14 protein-coding genes are annotated in these 17,896 nt (G+C 48.5%); 9 read left to right on the top strand and 5 right to left on the bottom strand.

The annotated features are described in order from the left end of the window. The first annotated feature begins 297 nt into the window (after positions 1 to 297). The 3 genes from JFN88_RS24930 (at position 298) to JFN88_RS05275 (ending at position 6,320) form a co-directional block, all read left to right on the top strand. Entirely contained in the window at positions 298 to 2,331 is a 2,034-nt protein-coding gene (locus JFN88_RS24930) for a sensor histidine kinase (RefSeq protein ID WP_199018280.1), read from the top strand. A gap of 143 nt (positions 2,332 to 2,474) precedes the next feature. Further along, a complete protein-coding gene (locus tag JFN88_RS05270) occupies positions 2,475 to 3,176 on the top strand; it encodes a response regulator transcription factor (protein WP_199018281.1) in 702 nt (233 codons plus the stop codon). Between the two features lie 15 nt (positions 3,177 to 3,191). Next, positions 3,192 to 6,320 (top strand): RCC1 domain-containing protein, encoded by a 3,129-nt coding sequence (locus tag JFN88_RS05275; RefSeq protein WP_199018282.1) that lies wholly within the window; start codon positions 3,192 to 3,194, stop codon positions 6,318 to 6,320. Between the two features lie 537 nt (positions 6,321 to 6,857). Here JFN88_RS05275 and JFN88_RS05280 read toward each other — a convergent pair. From JFN88_RS05280 to JFN88_RS05290, 3 genes are all read right to left on the bottom strand, one after another. Next, positions 6,858 to 8,009, bottom strand: a complete 1,152-nt coding sequence (locus JFN88_RS05280) for a family 43 glycosylhydrolase (RefSeq protein ID WP_199018283.1) — start codon at positions 8,007 to 8,009, stop codon at positions 6,858 to 6,860. After that, on the bottom strand, positions 8,009 to 8,173 hold the full coding sequence (locus JFN88_RS05285) for a hypothetical protein (protein WP_199018284.1): 165 nt from the start codon (positions 8,171 to 8,173) through the stop codon (positions 8,009 to 8,011). The genes JFN88_RS05280 and JFN88_RS05285 overlap by 1 nt, the downstream gene beginning before the upstream one ends. Before the next feature lie 366 nt (positions 8,174 to 8,539). Further along, on the bottom strand, positions 8,540 to 8,986 hold the full coding sequence (locus JFN88_RS05290) for an enoyl-CoA hydratase/isomerase family protein (RefSeq protein WP_199018285.1): 447 nt from the start codon (positions 8,984 to 8,986) through the stop codon (positions 8,540 to 8,542). A gap of 8 nt (positions 8,987 to 8,994) precedes the next feature. Here JFN88_RS05290 and JFN88_RS05295 point away from each other — a divergent pair, with 8 nt between their 5' ends. From JFN88_RS05295 to JFN88_RS05305, 3 genes are all read left to right on the top strand, one after another. Then, a complete protein-coding gene (locus JFN88_RS05295) occupies positions 8,995 to 9,270 on the top strand; it encodes a DUF418 domain-containing protein (RefSeq protein ID WP_199018286.1) in 276 nt (91 codons plus the stop codon). Between the two features lie 151 nt (positions 9,271 to 9,421). Further along, complete coding sequence (locus JFN88_RS05300; RefSeq protein ID WP_199018336.1) at positions 9,422 to 9,922, top strand: ribonuclease domain-containing protein; 501 nt, start codon at positions 9,422 to 9,424, stop codon at positions 9,920 to 9,922. After that, complete coding sequence (locus JFN88_RS05305) at positions 9,919 to 10,191, top strand: barstar family protein (protein WP_199018287.1); 273 nt, start codon at positions 9,919 to 9,921, stop codon at positions 10,189 to 10,191. The genes JFN88_RS05300 and JFN88_RS05305 overlap by 4 nt, the downstream gene beginning before the upstream one ends. An 81-nt stretch (positions 10,192 to 10,272) precedes the next feature. Here JFN88_RS05305 and JFN88_RS05310 read toward each other — a convergent pair whose 3' ends face one another. Beyond that, complete coding sequence (locus JFN88_RS05310) at positions 10,273 to 11,310, bottom strand: LacI family DNA-binding transcriptional regulator (protein ID WP_199018288.1); 1,038 nt, start codon at positions 11,308 to 11,310, stop codon at positions 10,273 to 10,275. A gap of 447 nt (positions 11,311 to 11,757) precedes the next feature. On the opposite strand from JFN88_RS05310, the gene JFN88_RS05315 reads away from it, so the two are divergent. The 3 genes from JFN88_RS05315 to JFN88_RS05325 all read left to right on the top strand — a co-directional run bounded on the left by JFN88_RS05315 (position 11,758) and on the right by JFN88_RS05325 (position 15,280). Further along, on the top strand, positions 11,758 to 13,038 hold the full coding sequence (locus JFN88_RS05315) for a sugar ABC transporter substrate-binding protein (protein ID WP_199018289.1): 1,281 nt from the start codon (positions 11,758 to 11,760) through the stop codon (positions 13,036 to 13,038). Between the two features lie 86 nt (positions 13,039 to 13,124). Beyond that, positions 13,125 to 14,438: a carbohydrate ABC transporter permease gene (locus tag JFN88_RS05320; protein WP_199018290.1), complete on the top strand. Its 1,314-nt coding sequence runs from the start codon at positions 13,125 to 13,127 to the stop codon at positions 14,436 to 14,438. Next, positions 14,435 to 15,280, top strand: a complete 846-nt coding sequence (locus JFN88_RS05325) for a sugar ABC transporter permease (RefSeq protein WP_199018291.1) — start codon at positions 14,435 to 14,437, stop codon at positions 15,278 to 15,280. The genes JFN88_RS05320 and JFN88_RS05325 overlap by 4 nt, the downstream gene beginning before the upstream one ends. Before the next feature lie 104 nt (positions 15,281 to 15,384). Here the strand turns inward: JFN88_RS05325 and JFN88_RS05330 are convergent, their stop codons facing one another. Further along, entirely contained in the window at positions 15,385 to 17,538 is a 2,154-nt protein-coding gene (locus tag JFN88_RS05330; protein ID WP_379166069.1) for an alpha-amylase family glycosyl hydrolase, read from the bottom strand. Between the last annotated feature and the right edge of the window lie 358 nt (positions 17,539 to 17,896).

The following is a 17,896-nucleotide window of genomic DNA, read 5'->3' on the forward strand; positions in this document are numbered from 1 at the left end:
TTTGCATACCAGAATACGGGGATGCCCCTGTACAGGTTCAAATGCGATAAAACGGAGGAAGCATTAATTTATTGATGGAGTGAACAAGATGAATTAAAATAACACCGTGGCGAGATAAATCCTTGATCAATGAGGTAAATATCCAGAATTATTGATTGGACCATTCAATTGCAAAATCCATTCTTCAACTGTATCTATATGATCATTAATGAAGCTCCCAGCGATGTGGATCTGAAGGGACAGGTTAAACTGAAGAAAACAAGCCGAGGATGTACCAAAGGAGACAAGATCAATATCGTGAGCCATTCGAATAGATTACACCTCATACGGCTTATCCTTGTGCTGCTTACCGTTGGCCTCATTCTTCAGGCTAACCCCGCGCAGGCACGCTCGCACGAGGATCAAGATCAGGCATCGAGGATCGCTTGGGAAGCCTACTTTTTCGGAAATATGACTAAGGGACAGTTGCCTTCGGAATGGCATCCATTCTCCCAGATGGATTCAGATCGTAATGGCGCTCATTCGGGCAACGAGCTTTGGCTAAAAGCTACTCTTTCAAAAAAAGGGATTTCACCGGAGCAGCTTCTGGTTTATTCCTATCTAGTTAAGGATTTTGAAATTACTTTATTTCTGGACGGCAAGCCTGTCTTCAAGTCAGAGAAGCTTCTGCCAGCGGGATTTATTTCTTGGAGAGTAATTTCCTATGAGCATATAACGGGTCATGAAGATCAGGTGCTGATGGCTCGCATTTCCCCTCATCAGAATTTGGAAGGCTTCGAGGTATGGTCGGGCAACTCATCGACTTTAGCGCTAAAGCTGCTGCGAACGGAGGCGCCGATGTGGGCCGGGGCAATTGTGCTATCTCTATTAAGCGCGGTATCTTTATTCATGTATTTTTTTCATCGCGGCCAAACGCTTTTTGTTTATTTTGCCGTTTTTTTCGCGAGTCTTGCTATCGATTTAACAGTCATGTGGGGAGGCTGGCAGTTTGCTTTCCGACCAGAAGCTCTATGGGTCTGGGGATCGCTCATTCACTTTAATTGGTATATCGGATATGCCAGCGGGATTTTGATCACGTATGCGATTGTTGGTGATAAAGGCAGCAAGTGGATTCGTAATCTTGGTTACGCGGTGTTTATCTATGCCTTTGTTGCGGTTGCGGGTTGGCTGTCGTTCGGTGAACAAGCGCAGTTGCTATTTTATCGACTTTTTTACGATTATGTCTCGACATGTCTGTTACTCGCGTTAATAGTTGTCCTTTTTCTTGCTCTTAAACGGCGAAGAAATTCGGAAATCATGGTGTTCGCAATCGGAAATGCCTTGTTTGTTGGAGGGCTTGTACTTGGCCGGGCGGTGAGCGGACAATTCGGACTCTTTCCAACAACGCGGACTTTGTTAACGTCTCATCATGCGTTTGCCCAGATCGGCTGGGTCTTTCTTGGCTTCGGCGGGGCCATCATCTGTCTCGGGATAATCATGGGAATGCGACTTATGCGTATGGCACAGTTACGTTCAACAAATAAAGAGCTGGCGAAAGTAAATGGCGAGCTCATAATAGCCAATGAAAAGCTATCCCACATCGATCAGATTCGCAGCAATATGTATTCCGAAGTGAGTCATGAGCTCAACACGCCGATTACAGCAATTAAAGGGTATGTCCAGTTAATGCTGAAGGGTACGATTCCAGCGGGAGAAACCCGCTATCTTCAGGTCATTCATGATAAATCGTTGGTGATGGAGCGGATGATCGACGATATGCTGGAAATCGTCCGGCTTGAAAATAAACATATTCAGTTCGACTACGAGCTTGTTCCGTTTGGAATTTTTTTCGCCAGGCTGTGTTCGAAGGTGCAGATGGACATGATGGAGCAGGGTATTACCTTCTCCTGGGCACCGATGCTGGAGCCTTATTGGCCTGATCGATTTTCGGCCATTTACGCCGATCCGATGCGCGTGGAGCAAGTGTTTGCTAACTTGCTGTCGAATGCGCGGAAGTTTACAGCTCCGGGAGGTACGATTCGCATCGAGGCGACAATGGAGGAACTCAGGGCTCAGTCGCCAGCCATTACAATTCGGATAATAGACAGTGGGTGCGGGATAGAAGAGGGAGAGCGGGACTCTATTTTCGAGCGCTATTATCGAGGGAAGGGTGCTAAGACAGGAGCGATTACGGGAACGGGGCTGGGACTGCCAATATGTCGAGAAATTATGAACGCCCATGGCGGCGAGGTCGGGCTCGAACATTCATCTGTTCAAGGAAGCACGTTTTATATCCGTTTTCCGTTGCGTTATGCACATGCAAGGGAGATGGAGCCGGAGGAGACCGCGTAGGAGCGGGAGCCTTCTTTTTTCATTTTCTTAATCTACTCTTAAACTGGCGTAGCTAGGATGTACATTGTGCCGCGTCATTTCAGAGGGAATACCGCAATAAAAGTCGGATGAAGTCGATATCGGAGTGAAGGGCAGGTGCTTAAATGTCAGACGGGCACATTATGATCGTTGAGGATGAACGGGATATTCGGGAGTTGCTGCGGTTGTGCGTGGAAAGCAGCGGATTCCGCGTGACGACAGCTGGAAGCGTGAGAGAAGCACAAGCCTTACTGGGCAGTGAATTGCCTAATCTGGCTCTGCTGGATATTAACCTTCCAGACGGAGACGGGATGAGCCTGTGCGCTGAAATTCGCAGCCGCTCGGATATCCCTGTCATTCTGGTTACTTGCAGGAAGGAAGGCGGCGATATTGTAGCCGGCTTGGAGGGTGGGGCGAACGATTATATCGTGAAGCCTTTCGATGTCGATGTCGTGATCGCACGCATTCGGACACAGTTGCGCAGCTACGCTTATTGGAAGCAGTCAAATTATAAGAATAGATTGCGTAATCAGGAATTGAGCATCGATCTAGATAGCTGCGAAGTGATCGTTGGCGGAAAAACGGTAGGATTATCGGCCAAGGAACGGCAGCTTCTCTTATTTTTGGCCGACCACCCCAATCAAGTGTTCAGCGCGAGCTTGTTATACGACAGAGTTTGGGGGTTGGAAGGGACAAGCGAGGAGAACACGGTAAGTGTTCATATTCGCTACTTGCGCAAGAAAATCGAGGCCAATCCTTCGGAACCGAAGTATATTCAAACGGTTCGTGGCTTCGGCTACAAGTTCTGTTGGATGGAAGATTACTAACTTGGAGGCAATTCATTGAAAAAGCTTATATATAGTCTAATCATTATATTCATTGCGAATTCGTGGACGACGGCTACTTATCCAGCTGTTAACGCGGCCGATGTGCCCCAGCCCTCGCTGACCGTTCAGTCCATTGCTGCGGGGACTTATCATATGTTGGCCTTAATGAGCGACGGAACGGTTATGTCCTGGGGCCGAAATGTAACTGGACAACTGGGAGTAGGGGTGACGGGCAATCGGAATTACGCTTCGGCGGTCAAAGACGGGAACGGACAGCTTTTGTCTGATGTTGCAGCTGTTTCGGCGGCCTCACAGCATTCGCTTGCGCTCACACGCGACGGCACGGTCTACTCCTGGGGAAGTAACAACATGGGTCAGCTTGGACGCAACGGCAATGCCAACGTGGCTATGAAAATAGACGGGTTTAATAATAAAAAAATCATTCAGATTTCGACGAGCGACTCTCATTCGCTTGCGCTTGATGAGGAGGGAGGCGTGTGGGCTTGGGGCAGTAATATCTATGGACAAATCGGCAATGGCACACAAACCACGAAGGTAGAGACTCCTGTTCAAACGTTAGCGTCTTCTGCGAATAAGCTTTACGGAATCAAGGCCGTAGCTGCCGGTCAATTTCATTCCCTCGCGCTGACCTCGACCGGTGAAGTGCTGGCTTGGGGAATGAACAGCAACGGACAGTTGGGCAACGGAACGCAAACGAATAAATCGTATCCCGTGTTCGTCATCGACGGAGACGGCTCCGGTAAATTGACTGGAGTGAAGCAAATATCGGCCAAAGGCTATAACTCGCTCGCCCTCAAGGAGGATGGTGTGCTATGGGCCTGGGGAGATAATTACAGCGGACAGCTGGGAAGAGGCGATTTTCAGATGGCGACCAGCGCCCGGCCGGTCGTATCAGAGGACGGCAGCCCTTTCGGCAATGTCAAGCTGATGGCCGCGGGGTTTCTTCACAACGTTGCGGTAAAAAACGATGGAACGTTATGGACGTGGGGCTCCAATCGAAATGACCCCAGCGGATCGTTCCAATATCAATTGGGCAGAAATTGGGACCAGCCTGCTGTACCCATACCGGGTCAAGTTACGGATAGCGAAGACGGAACGCCGGTTACCGACATCGTATTGGCGGTGGCGGGCAATGCACATACAAGCATTTTGCGGGCCGACGGCTCCGTATGGAGCGTAGGCAGTAATCTTTTTAATGCATTGGGAGGCAATCGAACGGAGACGGAGATCCGTAAGCTTGCGCAATTGACCTTTGGTACTCTTTCGAAAACGATATGGACAGCGGATACAGCCCGAACCGCAAAGGCTGGCGATTCGGTTCAGGTGTCGCTTCAGCTTGCGGATAGCACAGGAAAGGCTCTGAACATTGGCACCGATCAGGTGCAAATGGAAGCAAATTATGGCGTCGTCGGAGCCGTAACCTATGCGAATGAGGGGAAATTCGTGGCTACGTTCAAATCGGAGCGGGTAGGTGCAAGTGAAATTACAGCTACGATCAATGGATTAAAGGTTTTGACCAAGCTTACTGTTCAAGTGGCTTCCGGAGATCCGAGCGCCAACGCCTCCTCTTTTTATGCGGCTCCGACTTCGGTTATCGCAGACGGGACAAGTTCGACTACTTTAACATTAGAAATTAAAGATGCTTGGGGGAACACGATGTCGTCTAGCGTGCCCAATGTGTCGCTTACGGCAACACGTGGAACTCTAGGACCTTTAACAGAGCTTGCTTCCGGTAAGTTCGAAGCACAGTTATCATCCACGGAAGCGGGTAAATCTATTGTAAGTGTAGTTATTAACGATGTTCCTCTAGGTCTTGCAACTGAAGTGAACTTTTTGTCTAGTGATCCTGACGCGGCCAATTCCGTGTTGGAACTAGAGCCTGACAGTTTGCCTGCCAACGGGGAGAGTAAAGCGACGATCGTGCTTCATCTCTATGATAAATTTGGCAACGCATTGACGCAAAGCGGTGGTAACGTGACTTTTGCAACAGACCTAGGCGAAATCGGGTCCGTTACGGAAACGGCGTATGGGGTGTATTCGACGTATATAACGTCACTAACACCCGGTAAGGCGACGGTTACAGTGATGCGGGAAGGCATACTACTAGGAAACCCGGTGGAAGTGAGCTTCGTCCCCGTTGTTTCCAAAATTGTTTTCGACATGAACCGCTACGAAGCTGTAGTTGGGACGAGCGTTGCAACGACCGTAACTGCTCATTACTGGGATGGAGAGACGAAGGACGTAACCGCGGATAGCGCTTATTCGGTATCGGATTCTTCGATTGCTACAATCAGCGCTAACGGTCTTGTAACCGGACATAAAGCGGGTGAAATGACGTTGACCGCACAATTCGGCGGCAGTGAAACGACCGTTCCCGTCGTTGTTGTAAGCAACACAGGAGAAGAGGGTCCCGGAACAGATCCTGGGACAGACCCTGGAACAAATCCTGGAACAAATCCTGGAACAAATCCTGGAACAAATCCTGGAACAAATCCTGGAACAAATCCGGGAACAGACCCTGGAACAAATCCTGGGACAGACCCTGGAACAAATCCTGGAACAGGTACTAAGCAGCCAGTGGCCTTTGCAGATGTGCTCGGTCACTGGGCAGAAGCCTCCATTAATCGGGCCGTAACCGATGGATGGGCGAACGGCTATGCCAACAACAGCTTCCGGCCAAACCAAGAAATTACCCGCGCCGAGTTTGTGAAGCTGCTTGTAAAAGCTTTGGGATATAGGGATATGGATGAGGATACGACGGTTTCATTTAAGGATAATAAGGATATTGGGGCTTGGGCGCATCAATCTATTGCTTTGGCGGTAAAGCATAAGCTAATATCGGGTTTCGGCGATGGAAGCTTTCGCCCGAATGCCCCTATCTCTCGGGCCGAATTGACGTCGGTAATTGTTAGAGCGTTAAATTTAACGCAAGCTACCAGTTCGTCAACGAAGTTTGCAGACGATAAGGAGATTCCGGCATGGGCGAGGTCATCCATAGCTTTGGCATCCGACCTTGGCATCGTAAAAGGCCGTAAAGCTAATCTATTCGTGCCCAACGGCACGGCAACACGAGCGGAAGCGGTTATTTTCATTCAACGTATGCTGGAACTGGAACGAAAATAATCCATTCTCCATTACAGTCTATTCAATATCATGTTCAAAACGAAAAAGTGTTGGTACAGGGGGTTATTCCTTTACCAACACTTTTCAATTTAGTGGAGTATGCTTTCTGGGTCGATTCTAATCAACCAAAGACCATTGCGCCTTCTTCGATGGTTATGGAGAACAGATAATTGCTAATGAAGAGTACGAATATTTTGGGTTCTAACTTAAGATTGCATAAGCGCTTTCCATCGCATTATTTGCATCACTATAGCAGTGAAAAACACAAATGAGTTATTATTATACGTCGCAAGGAGCCCCCTATGTCAATTATACGTCTGGCTGCATTAGAGGATATAGATGAGGTACGGATGCGTTGGGACTTCTCGGTAGAGGGCTATGAGACCGTTTTACGCTAGAAATGGCTTCAACCCAAGCGAAGAAGCGTTGGAAAAGCACTGGTAAACCAATACTAATGAGCGGGGGCCCTGACAGGTCGGAACTTTGTTCGTAACTGTCAGGGTCCCTTACAATCATGACCTTGCAAGCTAGTGCTATTTAGTTACCGAATGAAACGGCAGTAATTCCTTTTACACGGATTTCTCCATAACCGCCCGTCAGCTTAATCGTATTGTCACTGCCGGGATTCAAGCGGACGGTGATATGGACACAACCGTTATATTCGGAGTCATTGTCCGTTCCCGTCGCATTAATCAGGGACGAGTCTTCACCATTGACGAACAGATGCAATTTGCCAAGCTCCTGACTGGTTGCATAATCGATGTAGAGTGCGGCTCTTCCGCCACTCGCGCCATCAATTCCGGTGAAGACGCAATAAGCTTCCGGGGCAGTCAGATTGGCGGCAACTTTGTTCCCTGCATCATCAAGTGAAATACCTGCACCACCCCCTGCCTCACTAACACGGTAGAGCGGATATTCAGTCGTTTCCGCCAAAGTTCCTGCAGGAGCAAGCCCTCGAACAGTCTGCGTTACGATACGAATACTGCCGTCTTCATTAAAATGCAGCTCATCAATGCACATGCTTCGCAAATTGCCCTGATTCGAAATCTCCTGGTTGTGGTAGAACAAGTACCACTTGCCCTTGAACTCGGCTACCGAACCATGGCTAGTAGAGCAACCCGTCGTTTCCAGGAATACTCCCTGATACGTCCATGGGCCAAGCGGATTGTCGCTAGTGGCATATCGCATCTGATTGTTGTCATGAACATTGTCCGAGTAAGTTAGATAATAGACCCCGTTTCTCTTGAACACCCATGTCGCCTCATGAAAATCCTCCAGCGTGTTCATGTCATGCATTTCGCCCTTGATGGACATCATATCCTCATTTAATTCCCCAGCGACACATCGGCCGCCGCCACCGTAATACATATAAGCCCGATTGTCATCATCTACAAAGACACACGGGTCGATCATTGCGAATGCGCCAAGACCCGGGATATATCCTTGGTCCATGAACCCTGTGCCGGGCTGCTTGCTTGTGGCTACCCCGATCTTCCAGGAGTTGTTCCAGTCGGAGCCACTCGGATGCGGGTAGTAAAAATAGTAGGTGCCATTCTTGTAAGCACAATCCGGGGCCCACATGAATCCCCCTTCCGGCCTTCCCCAAGTGACATCTTCGGAGCGCAAAATTTCACCTTCGTCTAGCCAGTTGACCATGTCCTCCGATGAGTAGACGTGATAGCGGTCCATTAATCACAGCCGCGGGCCGGGTCCATATCATGCGAGGCATAGATATATATCCTGCCATCCTCCCATACATGAGCCGAAGGATCGGCAGTAAAGATAGCGGTTACAATCGGGTTTGTACCGACTGATTTCAAAGCTTGCGCGGGAATCTTAAAATTGTTGCCCATAGTCGATAGCCTCCCTAAGTTATGGATGGAACTGCTTGCAGCAGCTCAATTGCATATGGAATTTCCATAGCTATAGTTTATAGGGTACCTGGGTCAATGCACTTGTCATCCATTAGCATGATTCTGTCATTATTTGCTCTGACCTGCAGCGCATAACAAAAAGCAATACGAAAAAGAGAAGCTCCTGGGAGGGCTTCTCATAAAATTACTATATAATGCTCCAACTGAAGGACATATTGGCCATTACTTTGGAAGCTGCACATCGACTGGTCTAATCCTGCATGGACGTTTTCTCATAGCCTTGGCTCCAAAAAGCCTTCATCGCTCTTGTCAATACGGTTTCAAAATCGAATTGCTTGCTTCTCGTCATGAAGACGGACCGAGATTCCGACCGAGATTGAGTTCAAAGTCGCCAGGACGACCAAGTCCACGCGCGAAGAGATCTGGCAGTTTGGCCAGCGTCGTCGGTGCAGATGCTCTAGCCACGAACACTTTAGCCGATGCCAGCAAATCAGCCACTGGCGGCAGTCCTGTATTATTCACCAGCGCTTTTGCTTCAGCCAGCGCTTCCTTGTCAAAAGAAGCAATTCGGAGGGCCAAATTACGTACGAAGCCGTCCAACTCTGCGTCCAGAACCGCACGGTTAATCCAGCCGTAACGTTCGGCTGTCTCGGCATCGAAATCGTCGCTGCCCAAAATGATTTCAAGCGCACGGCCTCGACCTGCCAGCAACGGCAACCGTTCGTTGCCTCCACCCCCGGGAATAACGCCGGAGCCTACTTCAGGCTGACCAGGGAATGTAGAACAATACATTGAGAATTATGGCCATCGGCTACATGGCGCTTATCGCCAAAGCAGCGGAGAGCGGCTATTTTAAATGGCTATTGGCAAGAGCTTCAGAAATAGGTAAGATGGCATTAAGTTGCTATATCTGCATAACATCATTGCAACCTCTATCTTTTTCGGTTGGGGGCTGCGATTGGGTGATAAAATCTAAATCGCCCGGCATTCTGTTCTTCTGGGCATTGATTACGGCTATCATGTCGCTCTTTGCACATCTATGGCTGCCAAAGTTTTCTCTTGGACCTGTGGAATAGGTATGGAGAACGCTGGCCCAATTGCCAATTCGACAGAAGAACGCCTCTTAGCCACAGTTTGCGGAAAACTACCTGTTAGAATACAAGCTCTCCGGAGTTAGAAGGAGTGATGCTCTTGCTGGGGGAATACCGCAAAGTCATCGATGCATTAATGAAGCAGATTGGCCGCTGGACACGTTCTTCTCTGGCTGTCATGATCACCCTGCTGGTGATTGTGCTGGCGGGATGCGGAGCGATTAGTGTTTTGGCCTCCGATCCGCCCCCATCACCGGGGACTTCCCAAGGGCAAGAGAATGCTCAAGAACCGCTAACCAGCTTTAAGTCGGTATCGAATTATATTCGGGAACACGGTGGGCTACCACCCAACTACATGACGAAGAAAGAGGCCTCTCAGCTTGGCTGGGTACCCTCCAAAGGGAACTTGAACCAAGTAGCGCCCGGCAAAAGCATCGGCGGCGACCGCTTTGGCAATCGGGAAGGGCTGCTTCCCGCCAAGAAAAATCGAATCTGGTACGAGGCGGATGTTAATTATAAAACAGGGCCGCGCGGCGCAGATCGAATTCTTTTCTCCAATGATGGACTAATCTACATGACTACGGATCACTACAAGTCATTTACGGATATTACAAAGGAAGGCAGTGTCCCCGAATGAGCAAAATTGTGGAATTGAGACAGTCTGATGCGGATCGTTATGAGAATGTCCATGATTGGCTGAGACAGGAGCTTGAACTGCCGGAATGGTACGGCGACAATCTGGATGCGCTATGGGATTGTATTACCGGAGATCTGCCACTACCCTTAAAAATCATATGGATTAGAGACTCAGATCGCGAGCAGCACTATGCCGGTATTGTGCAAGTGTTTGCCGATGCCGCAGAACAATATGAGGAAATCAGCTTCGAATACAACAGCGTAAAATGAGATACAACGCCCTGAGCTATAACGGCTTAGGCGTTGTATTTTTTTGTGCCGGATGGTCTAGAGAAGGGACACCGGAATATCTCATGAGTTCCTTTTTGAAATGGAATGCACAGAAGAGTCACGGACAATGAGCCTGTGCGGAATGATCACCCGATTTTGATGAATTGTTTCTGCTTGTATCCGGCGAATCAGCATCTGGGAGGCCGTGTAGCCAAGCTGATAAGTCCCAATATCTATAGAGCTGATAGGCGGTGTAGCCAGTTCCGACAAAGCAATATTGTTGAAGCTGACAAGGCTGATATCCTCCGGCACCGTATAACCAAGCTCCGTCAAGCCATGCAGAACGCCAAAACCGACCACATCGTCAATCACAACAAGCCCGCTTGGCTTCTCCGGCAGGCTCATCATAAATGACATCGCCCGATACCCGCTATGCTGGAGAAACTCCCCTTCTACAATCCATTCAGGACGAACAGACAGCCCAGCCTCATTCATAGCTTTGCGATAGCCTTCCATCCTGTCCAGCGATACGGTGAGGTTCGGCAAGCCGCTAACGAATCCAATCCTTTCATGTCCTTGTATAATAAGGTGGTGTGTGGCATCATAAGCGGCTTTTACATTATCATTATCGACGGATAAAATATGCGGCTGCCCTTCCGAACGTCCGATCAGCACGGTGGGGAATTTATGCTTATCCAAACGTTCAATTAATGGGTCGTCCACACGTGAGGACAGCAAAATAATGCCGTCGACACGCCGACCGAATACAAGTCGGGAAATGGTATCATCCTCGTCCTGAGGTGAAGTAGCGGCAGCAAGCATCATATCATAGCCTGCTCGTGTGGAGTGGGCCAGTATCCCCCGCATTAATTCACCGAAGAAGAAATCCTTGAACAACTCCTCTGCCGGACGCGGCAGCAAGATGGCAAGGGTTTGCGTTGTTTTGGAGACGAGGCTTTTGGCCATTACATTGGGGTGATACCCCATCTCCTCCATGATTCGCTTCACCTTTCGGGAGGTCTCCTTGCTAATTCTCGGGTGGTTGGAGACCACTCTGGATACAGTCGAGGGAGAAACCCCTGCTGCTTTCGCAATATCTTTAATGGTTACGACTGCCATTGAAATAACCCCTTTATTCAGCTGCTTAGCTACATGCATCCATTTTTAATGCAACTTGTTGCTTAAATGATAATATATAACGTTTAGGCTGCATACTCAAATGTTGAAATATTTAAAAAACGAGCGAAATCAGAAGTATTTTAAAGAAAATACAGCATTTTCATAAAAAATCAAGTTGTGCAAACGTTTTAACAAAAGACGACATTTGCTGTATAGTATTAAACAAGAATATAGCGCTTTCACATCAGTTTTTTTGTTGGAATAGGCATATTATGGAGATTCTTATTGTGGATCATCCATTTTTTATCGGGATTTGAACAAACGTTTGCACAAAGCTGTAAACAGACCGTAGTCAAGTCGCAAAAAGATTTTTCGTCGCCCGATAAGCAGCAACAGAGAAACGAGAGTTTTGTATTCAAGTTCAACAATGGAGAGGGGATTATTGAAATGAAGACATGGTGGGTCATGGTATTAATCGCTAGTCTGGTTGTTGTCTCCGCTTGCGGTACAAAGTCTAACGAGAAGCCAAATAATCAGGGAACAGCTCCGACAAATCAGACAGTAGAGGACGGTGAGGACATTGTTCCTGAACCGGGGGCCAAGCTGCTTGTTTGGGAGAGCAAGGAGGAACGCCCGTTTGTCGAGGCCATTGCGAAAGAATTTACGGAAAAGTATGGGATCGAGGTAAAATTTGAAGAGGTTGGCGCCGGAGATCAGGTAACGAAACTGACAACTGATGGTCCTGCCAAGCTCGGTGCGGATGTGGTGCTCTTCCCTCACGATAATTTGGGCAAAGCGGTCACATCGGGTTTAATTCTGCCCAATGACTTCTATGAAGATCAATCCAGAAGTGAAAACGCGGATATTGCCGTGAATGCCGTTACTTATGATGGCGTTCTGTACGGCTATCCCCGTTCTGTAGAGACGTATGCTTTGTTCTATAATAAAAAACTCATATCAGAAGCGCCAACATCATTCGATGAAGTTGTCGAGTTCGCCAAATCATTCAACGACGTCAAAAATAATAAATTCGCATTGATGTGGGACGTATCGAACTTTTACTTCAGCTACCCGTTCATTTCAACAGGCGGTTATGTATACGGCAACCACGGGCAGGACAAGGACGATATCGGATTAAATACAGAGGGCGCAGTGAACGGCTTGAATTATTATGGCTCCTTAAAAGACAGCCTGCTCCCCATGAATTCCGGGGATATTACGTATGACATCAAGAAAGGCTTCTTTGTTGCCGGAACTCTGGCAATGGACATTAATGGCCCCTGGTCCATCGGTGATTACAGGGATGCGGGCATTGACTTTGGCGTAGCGCCTCTCCCTGCTATTAATGGTCAACCAGCTTCCTCCTTCTCCGGCATTAAAGCCTGGTATGTGAACCGTTTTTCCGACTACCCGATGGCTGCCCGCCTGTTTGCCAGATTCGCATCAACCAAGGAAGCGCAGCTGCTTGACTATGAACTGACAGGAGCAATCCCTTCCAATAAGGAAGCGGCAGCAGATCCTGCGGTTCAGGATAATGACATTGTGAAGGGCTTCCTGAAGCAATTCGAACAATCCACGCCAATGCCTTCGATTCCGGAAATGGCTAATGTATGGTCGCCTATTGCCGCAGCCTTCTCTGATGTATGGAATACAGGCAAGGATGCGAAGGAAGCACTGGACAATGCTGTGAAGCAGATCCGGGATGCCAACAATGGAGCAGGACAATAAGACGTATTATTCCATCGGGACATCCGTTGACCTTGTTCGCGGGTGGACCGGTGGTTCCTTATTTACAGGAGAAGGGAGTCAAGCGGATGAATCGACACCGCAGCACGGCGGCAATTCTATCAGTCTTCTGGATGGGACTCGGCCAATTGTACAACCGCCAAATTGCAAAGGGTCTGCTGCTTATGGCTACTGAAGCAGCAGCTCTTCTCTATTTGATACCGAATTTGGGAAAAGCAATCTGGGGGATCGTCACCCTTGGAGAGAAAACACAGAGTCTTGAAAAGGTCGGCAAAATTATGGTTTCTGTTGAAGGCGACCATTCCATTTATTTATTGATTAGCGGACTGATTACCATCTTCATATTAGCTGTCTGTCTTGCAGCCTATCTGTTAAATATCCGTGATGCTTACCATACCGGAAGCTTGCGGGATCATGGAACTCCTGCAGCGAGCTTCAAGAGGTCCTGGGCCAATATGACGGACCGGCATTTTCCTTACCTGATGCTGTCCCTTCCTGCTTTGGGCGTACTTTTCTTGACCATTATGCCAATTATTTTTATGGTTCTGCTGGCTTTTACCAACTACTCCTCTCCCAATCATATTCCGCCGGAATCCCTGGTGGATTGGGTAGGCTTCCAAACCTTCAGGGATTTGCTTACGCTCAAAACCTGGAGCAGCACCTTTGTCGGTGTATTGACATGGACGATTATTTGGGCAGTCATCGCGACGGTGACGACTTATTTTGGCGGCCTGATTGTTGCGCTGCTTGTGGAGGCCAAAGGTGTCCGGTTCAAAAAGTTCTGGCGCACCATTTTTATTATCCCGTATGCCATTCCGCAGCTAATCTCACTGCTTGTCATGCGGAACCTGTTTAATGGGCAATTCGGCCCGATCAATCAATATTTAAGCTACTTCGGTCTAGGCAAGCTGCCTTGGCTGACTGATCCAACCTGGGCGAAGGTAACCGTAATTATCGTCAACATGTGGATCGGCATTCCGGTTTCTATGGTTCTTATCATGGGGATTCTCACCGCTATTCCGAAAGACCTCTATGAAGCGGCTGACGTAGACGGAGCTTCCAACTTTCAGAAGTTCAAAATCATTACGCTACCATTCGTGCTTTTTGCTACCGCTCCCATCCTGATTATGCAGTTTGCGGGCAATATCAATAACTTTAACGTCATTTTTCTGCTGACCAACGGAGATCCGGTTAATGGCAGCTACCAGTATGCGGGAAGCACCGATCTGCTCGTTACCTGGCTGTATAAGCTTACCCTGAACAACAGCAAATACAATATGGCCTCTGCCATTGGCATCATGATCTTCTTAATTGTGGCTTCCTTGTCCATCTGGAGCTACCGTCGTTCAAAATCGTACAAAGAGGAGGATATGATCCAATGAAAACGGGAAATAAAGCATCGACTCTCATACGATTAACCTTTATCTATGTCATTCTGGCCATTATAGCCATCTGTGCAATCTATCCTGCCCTATGGGTACTCATGTCGTCCCTGCGGCCCGGAACATCGCTCTCGGGCTCGACACTTATTCCGGATCAGCTAACGATTGGCCATTATATCGAACTGTTCACGAATAAAAGCTTTCAGTACGGTGTGTGGTATGTGAACACGCTTAAGGTTGCAACCTTAACGATGATTTTCTCCACCCTGCTGATCACGCTTAGCATGTACGCCTTGTCCAGATTCCGGTTCCGTGGACGCAAGACGACACTGACAACGATGCTCGTTCTGGGCATGTTCCCCGGCTTTATGAGCATGATTGCCATCTTTATCGTGCTGTTGCAGCTTAATTTGCTGGATACACATGCGGCGCTTATCTTGGTCTATTCCGCAGGCTCTGTTCTAGGGGGATTTGTTGTAAAAGGCTTTTATGATACCATCCCGCGCAGCCTTGACGAAGCCGCCCGTATTGACGGGGCGAGCCACCTGCAAGTGTTTATTAAAATCATGCTTCCCTTGTCGCGTCCGATGCTCACCTATGTGTCGCTAACGACTTTTACCGGCGCCTGGGTGGATTTTATTTTTGCCCGCCTTGTGCTGCGGAGCAAGGAAAACTGGACGCTTGCCGTCGGCATGTGGGATCTGGTCAGCAATTTTCAGAACAGCAATTTCACCTTGTTTGCGGCAGGCGCAGTATTGATAGCAGTTCCGATTACACTGCTCTTTGTACTGCTCCAGCGTTTTCTTGTACAGGGGCTTACCTCTGGCGCATCGAAGGGATAACGCAAGACAAAAGCTTACTGCCAAAGAGCGCTCGTCATCTGTTGACGAGTGCTCTTTTTAAGACTGTCTTGCCTGACATCAGGGATATTCGGGTGGAACGGGAGTTACCAATTGATGTGGACGGTAGCAGTTCCGCTAGTCGGAGTCGTGAAGGTGCGATTGTTGCCGCTCTGCCAGACAATCGCCTGTCCGTTCTTCTTGAAATACTTGTACTGCAACGTCGTGTTGGCCGGAACACTCACATCGTAGTACCAGGTCGGATAAGCATGCAGAACCTGATTGTACATCGGTCCGATAGCTTTGGCCGACTCCCAGCCCCCCAGCTCTGCAACGTTCCCAGCGAGATAGACATTCTCCCCAAAGACTGTCGTTGCCCCGGAAACCACAAAGCGCACAGTCACCTGATCGCCGGACAATACGTTATAATTGGCATAGCTGTTGCTGTCGGACCCGGCAGACGATCGTATTTTGACCTGATATTTTTTGGCTGCAATGGCTGGCACAACAACCTTGATTTGTGTATCTTCCCAAGAGACGATAGTTGCGCCCGTAACGGCCGTCGTGTCAAAGAATACAGTCCCTTTCGCCGCTCCAAATCCCCGTCCGTCTATCGTGACCACATTGCCCGCCTTGCCCATATCCGGACCGATATTGCCAATAGCCGGTGCGGATGCGGAAGCCGTATACTGCCATACGCCAACAGCCCCTGCGCCTAGTGTAAAGGTACTGACACCCCCGTTTGCGGAAGCGGAAATACTATTGCCATTAAGCAAGCCGGACAATACATCCCCATAAGTGCCTGCAGGCAGTGAAGTTGCCAACCCGCTGATGGATACAGGAGCTGACCCGCGATTGATGGCAATTACGGTGACGTTATTGCCAAATTTGCGCTCATAGATGTAGACATCATTATTGAGCCAGCGCTGCTGGGTCGTTCCATATGCAAGAGCCGGATTGGTTTTCCGCAGCAGCGCCAGTTTCTTGGTCAGTTGATATGCGGTCGAGGTCCGATTGAAGGAAGTCATCATCGCCCGGTTGTCAGGGTCGCCATTCCCCGTCATATATTGTTCCGTCCCGTAATAGATAGCCGGCACGCCTCTGGAGGTAAGCGTAAAAGCTAGAGCCTGCTCCAGTCTTCTGGCGGAAGCTCCGGTGGTGTGAAACCGATCCATATCATGATTATCGATAAAGGTTACCTGATCTGCAATCTGCGTATAGGCAGCGGCCGTTCTGTTGATCATGGCATCCAGATCATACATGTTCGCGGTATTGTCCCGAAAGACCTGTCTCGCGGTCTGGCCAAACTCAAAATCGAGCAGACTCATGCCGGAGTCATTGGCGAAATGATAGTTTTCCGGGCTTATTTCATTGACGCCAAGAAACCATTCTCCGAACGTAAATACCGGCTTATAGTTGTAAATGTAAGACATCCAGCTCTTTTGCCAGCCAAAAGGCATATGCTTTACCGCATCTACCCGTATGCCGTCGATTCCCATATTCAGCCAAAGCTTGATGGATTCCTTGAAGTAGCTGTCGACCGTATTGTTGTTATGATTGAAGTCTGCCAGATCGTACAAGTTTCTATAGATGCCGTCCTCAATGGTCGCGAAGTTGCTTCCGCCATTATGGTGAAAGTAGCCGCTGGTATCCCCTGTATAACTGCCCATCAGTACTCCATTGTTATAAAATCTCCCGTTTTCCGCAAAGGACGGATTGGTCTCCGAAGCAGGCGAGGTATGGTTCGGAGCGAAATCAATGATGATTTTAATATTTTTGGCATGCGCCGCTTGAATCAGATTCTGAAATTCCGTCATGCTTCCAAAGGCTGGATTGGTCTTTTTGAAGTCACGTGCCCAATAGCCATGATAGGCCGTGTTATTCACACCCGAATAATTAATAACGGCATAAATATTCTCTACAGGCTGTGAAATCCAGAGTGCGCTAATGCCCAAATCGGTAAAATAGTTATCATTGATTTTGGCTATAATACCTGCCCAGTCCCCTCCACAGTACACTCTGAGATTCTGGCAGCCGGGCGAGAATGCAGCCCCGGTCGGGTTATTGGCCGAATTACCATCCAGAAAGCGGTCTGTCACAATTTGATAAATCACATCGGTAGAGAAGTTCTGCTGGTTGAGAACGGAAGTATCGGGCGCCGCTTGAACCGGGGCGTTCCCGTTCGTAAGCGCTATCATTCCGAACGTTAATGCAGCAGCCAGGAATAAGTTCAGGGCCTTGCGCGAAGTGCGAGCGATCATATAGAGGGTCCACCTTTCATTTTTTATTTTACGTGGTTCAATGAATCATGAATATGCCTGTCATCAACCGACTGTATCACCCCCTATATGAAATACAAGGATTAGCTGCCCCGCTTACCTTGGGACAGCTATTTGAGCTTAGACAAGCGTAAACGGCTTTGCCGTCCTTTGACGGGCAAAAACTTCGTTTCGTGGTGAAATATAAGCTCATTTACAAAGGGAACTTTATAAATCCTTATATTTCAAAAAAACAACCCCGAAATTCTCTGTTACAGAGATTCCGGGGTTGTTTTCAAACCAAGGCGGTTTAAAAAAGCATGGCCCTCAAATTAAATTGGATAGTTTTATTTTAAAAGTC

This window comes from Paenibacillus roseus (genome assembly GCF_016424485.1).
Taxonomy (GTDB): Bacteria; Bacillota; Bacilli; order Paenibacillales; family Paenibacillaceae; genus Paenibacillus_D; species Paenibacillus_D roseus.

Coding starts and splice junctions, on each gene's coding strand:
- JFN88_RS05295 (WP_199018286.1), top strand. CDS start 8,995: ATGGCCATCGGCTACATGGCGCTTATCGCCAAAGCAGCGGAGAGCGGC.
- JFN88_RS05270 (WP_199018281.1), top strand. CDS start 2,475: ATGTCAGACGGGCACATTATGATCGTTGAGGATGAACGGGATATTCGG.
- JFN88_RS05315 (WP_199018289.1), top strand. CDS start 11,758: ATGAAGACATGGTGGGTCATGGTATTAATCGCTAGTCTGGTTGTTGTC.
- JFN88_RS05280 (WP_199018283.1), bottom strand. CDS start 8,009: ATGGACCGCTATCACGTCTACTCATCGGAGGACATGGTCAACTGGCTA.
- JFN88_RS05290 (WP_199018285.1), bottom strand. CDS start 8,986: ATGTATTGTTCTACATTCCCTGGTCAGCCTGAAGTAGGCTCCGGCGTT.
- JFN88_RS05305 (WP_199018287.1), top strand. CDS start 9,919: ATGAGCAAAATTGTGGAATTGAGACAGTCTGATGCGGATCGTTATGAG.
- JFN88_RS05330 (WP_379166069.1), bottom strand. CDS start 17,538: ATGATCGCTCGCACTTCGCGCAAGGCCCTGAACTTATTCCTGGCTGCT.
- JFN88_RS05285 (WP_199018284.1), bottom strand. CDS start 8,173: ATGGGCAACAATTTTAAGATTCCCGCGCAAGCTTTGAAATCAGTCGGT.
- JFN88_RS05300 (WP_199018336.1), top strand. CDS start 9,422: ATGAAGCAGATTGGCCGCTGGACACGTTCTTCTCTGGCTGTCATGATC.
- JFN88_RS05310 (WP_199018288.1), bottom strand. CDS start 11,310: ATGGCAGTCGTAACCATTAAAGATATTGCGAAAGCAGCAGGGGTTTCT.
- JFN88_RS05325 (WP_199018291.1), top strand. CDS start 14,435: ATGAAAACGGGAAATAAAGCATCGACTCTCATACGATTAACCTTTATC.
- JFN88_RS05320 (WP_199018290.1), top strand. CDS start 13,125: ATGAATCGACACCGCAGCACGGCGGCAATTCTATCAGTCTTCTGGATG.